The sequence below is a fragment of the Sphingobacterium sp. genome, assembly GCF_039596235.1.
GTDB lineage: Bacteria > Bacteroidota > Bacteroidia > Sphingobacteriales > Sphingobacteriaceae > Sphingobacterium.
The window spans coordinates 644,996-658,291 of sequence record NZ_JBCNKE010000001.1 but is presented as its reverse complement, the minus strand read 5'-3'; the positions used below and the strand labels follow the sequence as shown (position 1 = coordinate 658,291).

Below are 13,296 nucleotides of genomic sequence, written 5' to 3'. Positions count from 1 at the left end.
ATTGAATATCAATTATCTATTTTACCAACCTGTATTTTGAACCAGATTGGGATTGATCTGAAGGGCATAATCATTGATAGGCCATAAATAATCACGCGGGGCAATAAATCGTTGATTAAACAAAAATACTCGGCTATTATACTCCTCTATTGTTTCCTGTGTAATATTCCAGCCATAAACGGGTTCATTGAGCAGTTTCGATGCTGTTTTCCACCGTCTAAGGTCCCAAAAACGGCTCGCTTCAAAGGCCATCTCGATACCACGTTCGCGATGGATAATTTCCCGCAGTCCCGCTACGGTTGTGTATTTATCTGGTCGTTTGGAATGTGCTGTCCATGATTCTTCGATGGATTTAAGTCCTGCACGCTCACGGATCTGATTGAGATAAGGTAATGCTGCGTTCGAATTTCCACTTTCATTTAATGCCTCAGCATATAGCAAATAAAGATCTGCTAAACGCATAATTGGCCAAGGATACGATTCTACGGTAGTTGAGGTTTCGGTAGCTACCAAATTCCAATTGACGAGCTTTTTCGTATAATACCCTGTAATGGAATACATACGGGGTTGCTTTTTACCGCTATGTTCACCCGATTTACTCTTGATCTCATATTCTTTATTTGACATCAGCCATTTAGAACCGTCAAATGCGATGTCGGCGTAAAATCGTGGCTCGCGGCCAAAATGCAAGCCAACAGTACGATACCCCTCCTGCATGCCCTTATCCTGGGCACTAACCGTTTTTAATTCATATCGGTTTGCATAATCCCAATCCTTATCCTCATCGATGGGAACTCCATTTTTAGTATAGAACAGTTCGGCCATTTTCAATGTCGGTGCATATTTACCTTTGAGTTCCCTACTGATATTATTGGGATCCAACTGTGGACAGGCAAAAAGTTGTATCCAATAAGTTGGTGATCCATCTGCAGTCGATCCCCAGATCAGTTCCTTATTCCATTTTTCACAAACTGCATTACGGATATTCATCTCAATCTGGGTGTCTTCATTTACCGTACCGGCTTTCGGAACAAAACGATATAGGGCGACATCCGACTCCAAAGCCATATCAATGGCTTTTTTACAGGCTTCAGCTGCTCTTACCCATTTTTTTTCATCGTAAACAGGGTTAAAGAGCGGCTTTCCATCGTTATTTTTTAGATTAACATAATCAGTATTCCCATTAAACAATGGGCTCGCCGCAGTAACTAATAACCTCGCTTTGATAGCCAATGCCGCCACCTTGGTCACACGACCCAGCTCAGTAAAACGATTATTTATTTTAGCCGGTAAACCCACATTGGCATTTCCGAAAGATGCCGCATCAATTAAATTTGAAATATAATTAACAACGGAATCGACTGGCTGCCGATAGGTTTTTACTTCTTCAGGTGTCGCTGTCGTGGAGAAATTCTTGTCAAGAATAGGGATAGGTCCATACATTCTAAATAAATACCAATGAAAATAGGCTTTTAGGAATTTCACTTCAGCGACCCACCTATCTTTTACATAAGGTTCTAGATCAATCACTTTATCGACATTTTCCAGAAAAATATTGCAATTGCGAATTCCGGTCCATAGCGAACGGCTATCATAACGATCCCAATAGTTCATTTTTGGATTAACTTTGGTCTGTAGCCCCCGGGCAATTTCATAGGAATCCAATGAAAAGAAATCCAGCGTCATTGGCCAGTAAGTCCAGGTTTCATCTCCTCCGTTGAAACCCGGGTTCATATCAGGATTCCCCTCCCGCGGTAGATAAGAATAACAGGTAAATAAATATTTTTCCGCTTCAACCCGATTTGCAAAGACATGATCTATGGTCGCCACATTGTCCGGGACTACGTCTAAAAAGCTTTTTTTACAGCCTGAGATGATTAAGATAGTGACAAATAGGCAATATTTCCCGATGTTTCTGCGTAGAAAATTAGACTGTTTCATAATTAGTTTAATTGAACATTTACTCCTATATTAAATACTTTTTGAATCGGATAACCCAATCCATTCCCACCTTGCTCCGGATCCCACATTTTAAAGGCACTGATTAAAAATAGATTGCTTCCGTTCGCATAGATACGCATGCCCCCCAAACCAAATCTTTTTGCTATTTTCTCATGCAGATTATATCCGATTTCCACGGTTTTTAGACGCAGAAAAGATCCATTGCGCATCCACCAGTTGGACGGCTTATTATTATTCTCATTTCCGGTTGCGCTGAGACGTGGCCAAAAAGCATATAAGTTATTATTATCCTCGGACCAATGATCTTTGGCAATTACATCCAGAAGTCCGCTCTGCATACCGTCTTTAAGAATAAACGGCGAAATTGCTTCCGGATTTATAAATAAAGATGATCTTCCGGAACCTTGAAAAAAGGCACTGATATCAAAATTCCTGTAACCGAAAGAAAAGCCAAATCCATAAGTAATCTCAGGTGTTACGGGATGCCCCAGCCCATTAACCATATCCAGATTCGTAATTTCACCATCACCGTTCAAATCACGGTATTTAATATCTCCGCCTCTTACTTCCCCGAAATTCTGCCTTGGTGAGCTCCTTACATCCTCATCATCAACAAATAAACGTTCGGCAATAAAACCATAATTTTGAGCCAATGAATGCCCTACACGGGACAGGTAATACATATTCTCGGGATAAGCAGGCTCCTCATTCACCAATAATTTACTGGTCGCATAGGTAAATGTACCCCTTGCCTGAATCCAGGCATTTCCAAATGTTTTATGATAATCCATTGATAGGTCCACACCCTTCCCCTCTGCCTTGCCCACGTTTGCACTAATTTTAGGTTCTAAACCGACTGTCGTCGGGATATAAACTCTTTCCATCAAGATATTACTTCGACGTTGCTTATACACTTCGACCACAAGATTCAATGAATTTAATATACTTAGGTCCAACCCAAGATTGGTTGTATTCCCCTTTTCCCAGGTAATATCATCGTTGGCATATCTGGAGACGGATACACCGGGCCTGTAATAGCCATATTCCTCACCAAAAAAAGCGCCTCTACCAGCATTATTCAGATTGACATCAGAAAGGTAGAAAAATCGATCTTCGGGTTTTCCTATCTGGTCATTTCCAGCAAGTCCATACGTTGCCCGTAATTTCATTCTTGTAATTATGGGGGCAATTGGTTTAAAAAAAGCCTCGTTACTCAGATTCCACCCCACTCCAATGGAAGGAAAGAAGCCATATCGTTGCTTTTTAGCAAAACGTTCAGATCCATTGTAACCAAAATTGGCTTCGAGCAGGTAACGGTTATCATAATCATAGGTAAATCGTCCAGAGAGTCCCAGGTTTCTAAAGGGTAAAGATGCCTGTAGATTTCCGGCATTACCGTTCAGGTAATTTTTCATAATCGTGATCAATAGACCACTGATATTGTGTTTTTCACGAAATGTCCGGTTATAATTAACCGCTGCTTCAGCATAAGTATTTGTATTGACTATTTTAGCCCCCTCACTGTAATTCAAATATTCGGTAGCTGTTTTCTCATTCAGCAATGATAAATTATACCCCTTATCATTTGTATTTGTGGGATTTGCCTGATAAAAAAATGGATTGTACTGACGGGTCAATGTAAAATAAGAATAACGTTGTGTATACGCCATCAGACGACCAGTCAGCCCTTTCGTCAGAAAATTAAAATCCTGTTTAATCTCCAGCTGAACATTTAAAGTAGACGTATTATACTCCTGGAAGCCTGAAACCATGGAAGCATAAGGATTGTTATAGAACTTACCGTCTGCCAGAGCTGCATTTCCAAATAATGGATGATTTACCTTGGGCAGGTCTGAAGCAGGAAAGATTGCAGGAAACAATACCGGATTAGAAGTTAAAACACTTCTAAATATAGAACCTCCGCCTCCTATTGGACCCGTATAATCGTCAAAGCTTCCAGATGTTTTAACAGCTCCATCGGTCGTAGGCGTCAACTTAACATTTACATTGGAGCGGATTTCATAACTTTTAAGGTTGATATTATTATTGAAGTTATTTTGTTTATTGGTTTTTAATATACCATTGTCCTGATTAAATGTTCCCGAAATATAATATTGAGCGGCCTTCCCACCCCCATTCATATTAAAGTTGAACCGTTGATTCATCGTACGGTCTCTAATCATTAGCCCTATCCAGTCGTTATTAGGATATAACAGAGGATTGTCGCCGGCAATCGTACGATCAATCTTATTCTGGGAATAAGGCAATTCACCTATAGGGTTTCTTGTCAGTACAGCCTCATTGGCCAGCCTCATATAGGTAATGTTATCGGCGAGCTTAAAGTTCTGCGTATTGGTGGAGATTGAGTTCTCCAGTCTAAAGTTAAATTTGGTCTTTCCATCTGAACCGGTCTTGGTCGTCACCAGGACAACACCATTTGCTCCTCTGGCACCGTATAAAGAAGAAGCTGCTGCATCTTTAAGAACTGAAAACCCCGCAACATCATCCGGTTGGAGCCTTGCCAAAGCCGTTGGCGTGGATTCCATACCGTCAATCAAAATCAATGGATCTACTTTACCACTGCCAAAAGATGTGATTCCGCGGATAAAAAACTGCGCATTGTCTGCGCCAGGCTCACCGCTGCGTTGATAAGCTATGACACCGGATAGCCTGCCTGCCAGCATGGTTGTCAGGTTGCTGGTAGGTCCTTTTAATTCTTTAGGATTGATCGTCGTAATCGAACTGACCATACTTTCCTTTTTTTGGTGGCCATAAGCCACGACAACAACCTCTCCAAGCGCACTTTGATTATCTTTTAAGATAACATCAATCTGATTACGCCCTTTGATTTCCTCTTCGGCCCCCATATACCCGACAAAGGAAAAAACAAGAATACCTTTCGTTTCAGGCACCTTGATCGTATAGCTCCCAATGGAGTCAGTCGTCGATCCAGTCTTAGTATTTTTCAACAATACACTTACTCCCGACAAGCCCTTCCCAGCTTGATCCACCACTTTCCCTCTAATTGTAAAACTGCCAGACTGAGCATTGCATAATTGCGCAAAGATCCCCATCAAAAACAGACAGAGGAGAGCGCGCATCCTAAAGTAAGAAATGATACTTTGGCTCATAATTTTTGGTTAGTTAAAAACAGGTTTGTATTAAATAATCTTTATTTGTACATACATAGTTACATATTAAAATTTTAATTTCAAATTTTTTGTTATTTTTTTAAGAAAAAAGCTCAAAGCAAGCGATTGCATAGAAATACCGTTGTTATATAGGCAAACAAACACATTATTATCACCTATCCTTTTTATAGAAAAAATAAAGTCAACTCAGAAAAGCCATCAATACCATTAAATTCGGATTAACAAAACAATCAATTGTACATACATATTAAAGAATGTTTATACGTATTAAACATCCATTTAACATCCTAAAAATTCATATAATTAATCCACACCTAATCCAATCGCTTATTCCGACCTAAAACGAGGAAAAAAAATATAAAAATACTTGCGTAGTTAAACGGCAACACATAAATTTGTAGTCAAATAACTTCACAATGAATTTAAGAAGAGATGTTTTCCAAGCTATCGCAGACCCAACCAGAAGAGCCATTCTCCTTCTTTTGGTGTCACAATCCATGACCGCAGGAGCTATTGCGGCAAACTTTAACACCGCAAGGCCAACGGTATCCAAGCACCTGCAGATTCTTAGCGAATGTGAACTTCTGAAATCCGAGCAACATGGGCGCGAAATTTATTACCGGCTCAATCCACCAAAAATGAAAGAAATCGCTGATTTTATTGAACCCTTCCGCGACATGTGGGATGATCGATTTAACAAATTGGAAGAAATTATGAAAAACTACAAGGACAAATAAGATGGAAAAGAAAACAAAAATCCATGCCGAAGAGGCTAAGCAGGAAATTTTGATCACTAGGGAATTTGATTTACCGCTATCACTTTTGTTTAAAGCATATGAAAAAGCTGAAATCTTTGAACAATGGATGGGAACCAAAGTTCTGAAATGGGATAATCAAAAACATGGCTCCTATGCCTTTGAAACTTCCCACAATAATAATGTTGTATTTAAAGCGAACGGCACAATACACGAATTTATACCAAATGAGAAAATCACGAGAACATTTGAAATGGAAGACAGCCCTTTCCCGGTGCAGTTGGAATATCTGTACTTCGAAAAAGTAACCGACAATAGCAGCAAACTCCGCATGCATATTATATTTCAGTCCATTGAATTCCGTGACAAGCTCCTTCAAATGCCCTTTGCACAAGGCATTAATAGCGCCCACAACAGACTTGAGGAAGTCGCGGCCAAACAGATCTAACACGCACAACTAATTAAACCAAAAACAATATCATGAACCTAAAAGCAGCACACTTCTTCGAGCATGCAAAAAAATGGAACGAAGAATTTAATTTATTGCGAGAAATTGTCACAGAAAACCAATCACTCATAGAGGATTACAAATGGATGCATCCATGTTACACCTATGAAGGAAAAAATATTGTTTTAATTCACGGATTCAAAGATTACTGCGCCTTATTATTCCATAAAGGCGCCCTCTTGAAGGATAAAAAACAGTTATTGATTCAACAGACTGAAAACGTCCAAGCAGGCCGACAACTCAGATTTACGAACATTGAACAAATTGCAAATTTAAGGGAAACAATCGTAAATTATATCCAGGAAGCTATCGCGATTGAAAAGTCGGGGGCTAAGGTTACTATGCGAAAAACGGAAGACTACCCGATTCCTGAAGAATTCGCAAAGGCGTTAAATGAAGATAAAGAATTTCAAGACGCATTTCGATCCCTTACTCCGGGTCGTCAAAAAGGATATTTATTTTATTTCAATCAGGCAAAACAGTCAAAAACGCGTGTGGCCAGGATCGAAAAATATTATCAGCATATTTTGGATGGAAAAGGTATAGATGATTAAAAGAATCGAACGATAATGTTTAAAATTGTGATAACAGACTAGTAGCATGTATTCCCGTATTTTTAAGATATCGATTTCGGGCTATTAGCAGTATGCAGTTGTCACAACCCTGCATTCATTCCACTTTAAAAAGCAGACTTTTGGCGATCACAATATGTATATCGCTGGAATTTGGTAGCTTTGTTATGCAAGGCTGGACAAAACCTAAACCAGCATCTGTACGATCATGCATTAAACGCAATTAATAGCACACATAAGGGAAATATACATGAATAAAAAACTATTTTGGTTTATCTGCGGCCTACTACCATTTATCACACAGGCTCAGCAAAAAATCGATAATAAAACACGTCCAAACATTATCTTTATCCTTACTGATGACTTCACTGCGCAAGCCTGGGGTGTTTATGGCGGAATTTTAAAAGATATTGTAAAGAATCCTAACATCGAAAATCTTGCTAAACAAGGCGCAACGCTTAATAACGCATTCTGTACAAATTCCATCTGCACACCTAGTCGGGCAGCCATTCTTACCGGACAATACAGCAACAAAAACCAGGTTTACACCCTGGATGATGCCCTGAATCCGGAAAGGGAAAATATCGCCAAAGACCTACAACGTGCAGGCTACCAAACAGCTGTTTTCGGAAAATGGCATCTTAAAAAGAAACCTTCGGGATTTGATGATTTTAAGGTCCTGCCGGGACATGGTGTCTACCATAATCCAACCTATCTTTCCAACGATAACTGGAATGATAATGAAGAGGCCGGCAATCCCTACACCGGTTATGTAGATGATATTACAACACAATTAAGCCTTGATTGGCTATCGCAGCGCAATCCTGACAAACCTTTCTTTTTACTATGTCATTATAAAGCGACACACGAGCCTTTTGAATTCGCCGATAGATTCAAGGATTTGTATCAGGATATTGAATTCCCCTATCCCGCAACTTTCCTGGATTCTGGTGCAACGACCACCGGACGATCTTTTGAAGGCCAGCCTCTGGAAGAACTTGGTCAGCGTTATGAAAAGGCATCCACTGGTCCCTTCTGGACCACCTACCCCGACCTTCCTTTCTCCACTAAAGGCATGAATGCCCTGGATGCCCGCAAGAAGATTTACCAAAAGCTTATGAAGGATTATTTGCGCTGTGTCGCAGGCGTGGATGATAATCTCGGGAAAATTATGCATTATCTAAAAACAGCCGAAATTGACGAAAACACCGTGATTATCCTTGCGTCAGACCAAGGCTATTTTCTGGGAGAACATAATTTTATGGACAAACGACTGATGTACGAAGAATCGCTCCGTATGCCATTTGTCATCCGTTACCCAAAAGAAATTAAAGCAGGTACTAAACTCGATGATATGGTCCTTAATATTGATTTTGCAGCCCTATTTGCGGACTATGCCGGCATAAAAAAACCAGCATATATACAGGGAAAAAGTTTTCGCAAAAACCTAGCGGGCGACACGCCAGCCAATTGGCGTAAATCAATGTATTATCGCTATTGGCAACATGCCCCTATACGTCCAGCCCACCTGGGTGTTCGTGACGAACGCTATAAACTCATCTATTTTTATGGTCAACCGCTGGAAATGACCGGCAGTGATAAAAAAACTACGACACCCGCATGGGAATTTTATGATCTGCAAAAAGATCCCATGGAAACACATAATGCGATCCATGATAAGCAATACATAGAAGAGATAAATCGATTAAAAAAAGAACTCATTAAACTCAAAAAGGAAGCTGGAGATAGTGATGCAAGCCGTCCTTCTTTCCAACAGCAGTTGATCAATGAAAATTTAGCGAACAAATAAAAAGATAATGACTTAAAGCGACACTCTATTTCCATTGATTATATATCCATTAGCTATCGAGATGGCTGATAAAAAGGAGCGGCACCATCATAACATACGGTGCCGCTCTTTTTTATATAATAGACTTTGTAAACTGTATCCCTACAATTCATCAAACTAGTTTTGATCCCGAAGCTGTGGGTATTTTTGATACAACCTGTCCAAAAAAAAGCGTCCCATCAATTGAAGTTTCGACTGTGTTTCAAACATACCTGAGCCTGGAGATATAATGCCATCAGGCATCCGTTGAACAGTGCCATAATAGATAATATCAACACTATTTCCATTTATATCAAGATGCATTTTTTTAGGCTTCAGCCCCATAATGGACCCCATACGCGTAACCTTTTCTGAATTACTGATTTGAGCTGGCCGAGCGTTCAACAAGGTCTGATGATCAAAAATCAAATGATCTTTGGCTTCACCATCATCAAAAAACACATAATGCAATTCATTGTTGCTAAGGACAAGAAAGGAGGCGTTGTCACGCTCGGTATATCTTGCCTTCACGCCAACTGCAGCCCAAGCCACAGTTTTCGCCGCGGTTGCCGCTGCCGAAGCAACCTTATCACCTACAGTAGCGATATAAGCACATTGTGTAAAAGCTTCAATTGGCGCTCCATTCATTTGTTTGCTTAATTCTCGAAACTCCTGGCGCAACAGTTCATCCTTAATACCTGAGGCCAAAGCAATTCCGGCCTCTCCTTCATACTTTCTGGCCGTCTCTTTTTGCTTTTTCATCATCATGATTGAGAAAAAAACACAGACAACTACGATCACAGCAAAAATACCGATGTATAAAATCATATTAATTATAATTTAGAAAATGGTTAATAATTCAACAATAAGTTTAGCAACAAAAAAGAGGATACTGAAATCATTATCCTCTTATCGTATTTCTTAACAACAAAAATTTTGCCAATTAGAGTAGCCGATCTGGATAGTGGATATTGTTTAACGCAGTTTGATGCATATCTACCCAAATATCATTGTAAGGCTGTTGCAACAACCAATTTGGAGAACTACGCATATCCGCGTCTTGATCATTGTTGTAAATAGAGGGAAACTCAGATTCCTTGGCACGGAGCAACACCACTATCGTCCCCTTCATATGCAGTGGGAGATCTCCCAAAATGAGATTATAAAACCCTTCTTCGACTAGCCCGGGGCTAAATCGCTCAAGGCTATCGTAACTCCTTTCCAGTTTACCAATGAGCTTTTCCAGTTCCTGCGGATAATGTTGTTCGACGTAAGACTCAAAAAGTCCTGTGCCTTTATTATAAAACCCCGCTTTCATTAAGTTGAGCGCCTCATTGCGGTATACCTGCAGCAGACGATCTCCGTTTAGGTCGGCATAGCCTCCATCCAAAGGTTTACCATCACGATGCAAAGCCCATATCCGAAGTTCTTTAAGTCTTTCTGATTCAGTAAAACTATTTGCTTCCATACCTTAATTATATTAATAGCTATATTTTAGGATAGCTTTAATGCTAATGTTCTCGCTCTTTTAGTTCCAACTGAAGTAGAATATCCCGCTTCTTTCCCTCAATCAAGGATAAATTACCTGCTACGAAAACCCCTTTTTCTCCCGAATTCCGGCTTATCCCATATACTGTAGACTCATCATCGGGATCTGAGGCTCCCTCATAGCGAAATAGGTAATCAATCTTAAATTCATCTGCATGCGCCAATAAATCCTCAAATTCAATGTTGTAATCTATCGTATAGCCTAAGCCGCTTAACTTTTCCAGTGCCACGCTAGCTGACGAGTATCCATGCATTCTCTCCATAACTGATTGTTCTTAAGTTGATCTAAATAATCCTTTTTATTATAAAACGGCCAGCTCCTCACTTTTGTTTTCCTCAATTTCAAATAGTTTATTCGAAATCATATTTCTATTTTTGTAGCACGAAAACTCAATATCATATGGCAAATCTAGCAGCTCCGGCTTACCAGCATACCCCCCAACTTGCATTCCAACGTCTACTCGATGTTTTATATACCCTAAGACTTGAATGCCCTTGGGACAAGAAACAAACCATGGAATCTTTGCGTCATCTAACGATCGAAGAGCTATATGAGTTAACAGATGCTATTCTGGAACAGGATTATCCTGAGATAAAAAAGGAGCTTGGCGACGTGCTGATGCATCTATTGTTCTATGCCCGTATTGCAGAAGAAGAAGGGCATTTTGATATCGTGGATGTCCTAAATGCTATTTGCGATAAGCTGATTACCCGCCATCCCCATATTTATGCTGATGCAAATGCAAACACCGAAGATCAAGTGAAGTCCAACTGGGAAGCCATCAAACTTAAAGAGGGCAATAAATCGGTTCTTGCCGGTGTTCCAAAAGGATTATCTGCTCTTGTCAAAGCCTACCGCATCCAGGACAAAGTAAGAGGAGTTGGTTTTGATTGGGAGGACAAAAGACAAGTTTGGGAAAAAGTTGAGGAAGAACTCGCGGAATTTAAAACAGAATTCAATATCGAGACCACCGAAGCCATTGACCGTGAAAAGGCGGAAGCTGAATTTGGCGACCTTTTATTCTCGCTCATAAATTATGCACGGCACATTGGTATCAATCCTGAAAATGCTCTGGAACGTACCAATAAAAAGTTCATCAGCAGATTTACTTATCTGGAGCAAAAAGCGGCGGAAAACCAGCAAAAACTACAAGATATGAGCCTCGAAGAAATGGACGTCTACTGGAACGAAGCAAAAAAAATAAAAAAATAACAACAATCCATTAAAAGGCACCCGACTCACGGAATTTAATTCTACTTTGTCAAATTTATCCGTAAATTCGCAGGAATATGGAAACAGTTGTTAGTGGTATCAGAAGTACCGGAAAATTACATTTAGGAAATTACTATGGTGCATTGAGCAATTTTGTGAAAATGCAAAATGAATATAATTGCTTTTTTTTTATTGCGGATCTGCACTCTTTGACGACACACCCGACCCCTCACGGTCTTCAGGGCACTGTACGTCAAGTCATCGTTGAGTATTTGGCGGCAGGCATAGACCCTGAAAAATCAACTATTTACGTTCAATCTGATGTCCCTGAGGTTGCTGAGCTTTACTTGTACATGAACATGAACGCTTACTTAGGCGAACTAGAGCGTGCAACAGCTTTTAAGGATAAAGTGCGCAGTAACCCTGACAATGTCAATGCCGGCTTGCTGACCTATCCTGTGTTAATGGCTTGTGATATCCTAATCCATCACGGAACGAAAGTCCCTGTTGGAAAAGATCAGGAACAACATTTAGAAATGACACGTACTTTTGGCAATCGTTTTAATCGTTTATACAATGTCGATTATTTCAAGGAAGCTTTTGCTTTCTCCTACTCGGACAAATTAGTGAAGATACCAGGATTGGCAGGACAAGGTAAAATGGGCAAATCCAATGGTGAAGCTGATTGCATCTATCTTTCGGATAGCGCGGATGCCATTCGTAAAAAAGTAATGCGTGCAGTCTCTGACTCTGGTCCAACGGAGATGAATCAACCTAAACCCGAAGCGATCCAAAATTTATTTGATCTCATGAAAGTGGTTTCGACGCCCGATACATTACAGCACTTTGACGAGCTTTACAATAAATGTGAAATCCGTTATGGCGACTTCAAAAAGCAATTGGCCGAAGATATGGTATTGGCAACAAATGATGTACGCCTTCGTATTGAAGACATATCAAACGATGATGCCTATATTGCAAAAGTTGCAAAATTAGGCGCCGAAAAAGCAAGTGAGTCTGCGCGTAAGACATTAAAAGAAGTTCGCGAAATTATTGGTATCAAGAGATTTTATTAAACAAGGAAAGAGCATATGCATATAGCTATCGTAGGAAATATAGGTGCTGGAAAAACGACGCTAACGGAATTATTGGCGAGTCATTTCAAATTCGAACCTCAGTTTGAGGCCGTAGACAATAATCCCTATCTTGAGGATTTCTATTCGGACATGAAACGTTGGGCCTTTAATCTCCAAATCTTCTTCTTAAATAGTCGTTTCAGGCATATTGTAAAACTTCAGGAAACGAAAATCGATATGATTCAGGACCGTACAATTTACGAAGATGCTTATATATTTGCCGAAAACTTATATGATATGGGCTTAATGAGCGCCCGTGACTTTGAAAACTATAGCAACATATTCCAAAGTATTATCCATTACATTAAACCACCCGATTTATTGATCTACTTAAAAGCTTCTGTTCCGACTTTGGTTAACAATATCCAAAAAAGGGGCCGTGACTATGAATCAGGCATCCGGTTGGATTATTTATCTAAATTGAATGATAAATACGATAAATGGATCAACAACTACAAAGAAGGTAAAGTCATGATCTTAGATAAAGACAATCTTGATTTCACCTCTAATCCAGAGGATCTTGGCGAAATCATACAAAAGATAGAAGCTGAGTTATTTGGGTTGTTTGAATAATAAAAAGACCACAACTAGATAAAAGCCTGTAAATTGTTGATTTTACAGG

The 13,296-nt window shown here is 39.8% G+C and carries 12 protein-coding genes; 7 read left to right on the top strand and 5 right to left on the bottom strand.

Annotated elements, in window-relative coordinates:
- Nucleotides 1-21: 21 nt before the first annotated feature.
- Nucleotides 22-1,941 carry a RagB/SusD family nutrient uptake outer membrane protein gene (locus ABDW32_RS02760; protein WP_343559103.1) on the bottom strand — a complete coding sequence of 640 codons (1,920 nt, stop codon included), beginning with the start codon at nt 1,939-1,941 and terminating at the stop codon, nt 22-24.
- 2 nt (nt 1,942-1,943) lie between these two features.
- Nucleotides 1,944-5,093: a TonB-dependent receptor gene (locus ABDW32_RS02755; protein WP_343559102.1), complete on the bottom strand. Its 3,150-nt coding sequence runs from the start codon at nt 5,091-5,093 to the stop codon at nt 1,944-1,946.
- A 437-nt stretch (nt 5,094-5,530) separates the two neighbouring features.
- On the opposite strand from ABDW32_RS02755, the gene ABDW32_RS02750 reads away from it, so the two are divergent.
- The 4 genes from ABDW32_RS02750 (at nt 5,531) to ABDW32_RS02735 (ending at nt 8,759) form a co-directional block, all read left to right on the top strand.
- Nucleotides 5,531-5,851, top strand: coding sequence for a metalloregulator ArsR/SmtB family transcription factor (locus ABDW32_RS02750; RefSeq protein ID WP_343559100.1), 321 nt, complete (start codon nt 5,531-5,533; stop codon nt 5,849-5,851).
- 1 nt (nt 5,852) lies between these two features.
- Complete coding sequence (locus tag ABDW32_RS02745) at nt 5,853-6,317, top strand: SRPBCC domain-containing protein (RefSeq protein WP_343559098.1); 465 nt, start codon at nt 5,853-5,855, stop codon at nt 6,315-6,317.
- A gap of 32 nt (nt 6,318-6,349) precedes the next feature.
- Nucleotides 6,350-6,931, top strand: coding sequence for a YdeI/OmpD-associated family protein (locus ABDW32_RS02740; RefSeq protein WP_343559097.1), 582 nt, complete (start codon nt 6,350-6,352; stop codon nt 6,929-6,931).
- Between the two features lie 268 nt (nt 6,932-7,199).
- On the top strand, nt 7,200-8,759 hold the full coding sequence (locus tag ABDW32_RS02735) for a sulfatase (protein ID WP_343559096.1): 1,560 nt from the start codon (nt 7,200-7,202) through the stop codon (nt 8,757-8,759).
- Between the two features lie 156 nt (nt 8,760-8,915).
- On the opposite strand, the gene ABDW32_RS02730 is transcribed toward ABDW32_RS02735, so the two are convergent.
- From ABDW32_RS02730 to ABDW32_RS02720, 3 genes are all read right to left on the bottom strand, one after another.
- Nucleotides 8,916-9,605 carry a hypothetical protein gene (locus tag ABDW32_RS02730; protein ID WP_343559095.1) on the bottom strand — a complete coding sequence of 230 codons (690 nt, stop codon included), beginning with the start codon at nt 9,603-9,605 and terminating at the stop codon, nt 8,916-8,918.
- Nucleotides 9,606-9,720: 115 nt separating this feature from the next.
- A complete protein-coding gene (locus tag ABDW32_RS02725) occupies nt 9,721-10,245 on the bottom strand; it encodes a hypothetical protein (RefSeq protein WP_343559094.1) in 525 nt (174 codons plus the stop codon).
- A 43-nt stretch (nt 10,246-10,288) separates the two neighbouring features.
- Nucleotides 10,289-10,588, bottom strand: coding sequence for a hypothetical protein (locus tag ABDW32_RS02720; protein WP_077432964.1), 300 nt, complete (start codon nt 10,586-10,588; stop codon nt 10,289-10,291).
- A gap of 137 nt (nt 10,589-10,725) precedes the next feature.
- Here ABDW32_RS02720 and mazG point away from each other — a divergent pair, with 137 nt between their 5' ends.
- The 3 genes from mazG (at nt 10,726) to ABDW32_RS02705 (ending at nt 13,247) form a co-directional block, all read left to right on the top strand.
- Nucleotides 10,726-11,538 (top strand): nucleoside triphosphate pyrophosphohydrolase, encoded by an 813-nt coding sequence (gene mazG, locus ABDW32_RS02715; protein WP_343559091.1) that lies wholly within the window; start codon nt 10,726-10,728, stop codon nt 11,536-11,538.
- A gap of 77 nt (nt 11,539-11,615) precedes the next feature.
- Nucleotides 11,616-12,614, top strand: a complete 999-nt coding sequence (gene trpS / locus ABDW32_RS02710) for a tryptophan--tRNA ligase (protein ID WP_343559090.1) — start codon at nt 11,616-11,618, stop codon at nt 12,612-12,614.
- Between the two features lie 15 nt (nt 12,615-12,629).
- Nucleotides 12,630-13,247, top strand: a complete 618-nt coding sequence (locus ABDW32_RS02705; protein ID WP_343559089.1) for a deoxynucleoside kinase — start codon at nt 12,630-12,632, stop codon at nt 13,245-13,247.
- Nucleotides 13,248-13,296 lie beyond the last annotated feature (49 nt).

Coding starts and splice junctions, on each gene's coding strand:
- ABDW32_RS02760 (WP_343559103.1), bottom strand. CDS start 1,941: ATGAAACAGTCTAATTTTCTACGCAGAAACATCGGGAAATATTGCCTA.
- ABDW32_RS02755 (WP_343559102.1), bottom strand. CDS start 5,093: ATGAGCCAAAGTATCATTTCTTACTTTAGGATGCGCGCTCTCCTCTGT.
- ABDW32_RS02750 (WP_343559100.1), top strand. CDS start 5,531: ATGAATTTAAGAAGAGATGTTTTCCAAGCTATCGCAGACCCAACCAGA.
- ABDW32_RS02745 (WP_343559098.1), top strand. CDS start 5,853: ATGGAAAAGAAAACAAAAATCCATGCCGAAGAGGCTAAGCAGGAAATT.
- ABDW32_RS02740 (WP_343559097.1), top strand. CDS start 6,350: ATGAACCTAAAAGCAGCACACTTCTTCGAGCATGCAAAAAAATGGAAC.
- ABDW32_RS02735 (WP_343559096.1), top strand. CDS start 7,200: ATGAATAAAAAACTATTTTGGTTTATCTGCGGCCTACTACCATTTATC.
- ABDW32_RS02730 (WP_343559095.1), bottom strand. CDS start 9,605: ATGATTTTATACATCGGTATTTTTGCTGTGATCGTAGTTGTCTGTGTT.
- ABDW32_RS02725 (WP_343559094.1), bottom strand. CDS start 10,245: ATGGAAGCAAATAGTTTTACTGAATCAGAAAGACTTAAAGAACTTCGG.
- ABDW32_RS02720 (WP_077432964.1), bottom strand. CDS start 10,588: ATGGAGAGAATGCATGGATACTCGTCAGCTAGCGTGGCACTGGAAAAG.
- mazG (WP_343559091.1), top strand. CDS start 10,726: ATGGCAAATCTAGCAGCTCCGGCTTACCAGCATACCCCCCAACTTGCA.
- trpS (WP_343559090.1), top strand. CDS start 11,616: ATGGAAACAGTTGTTAGTGGTATCAGAAGTACCGGAAAATTACATTTA.
- ABDW32_RS02705 (WP_343559089.1), top strand. CDS start 12,630: ATGCATATAGCTATCGTAGGAAATATAGGTGCTGGAAAAACGACGCTA.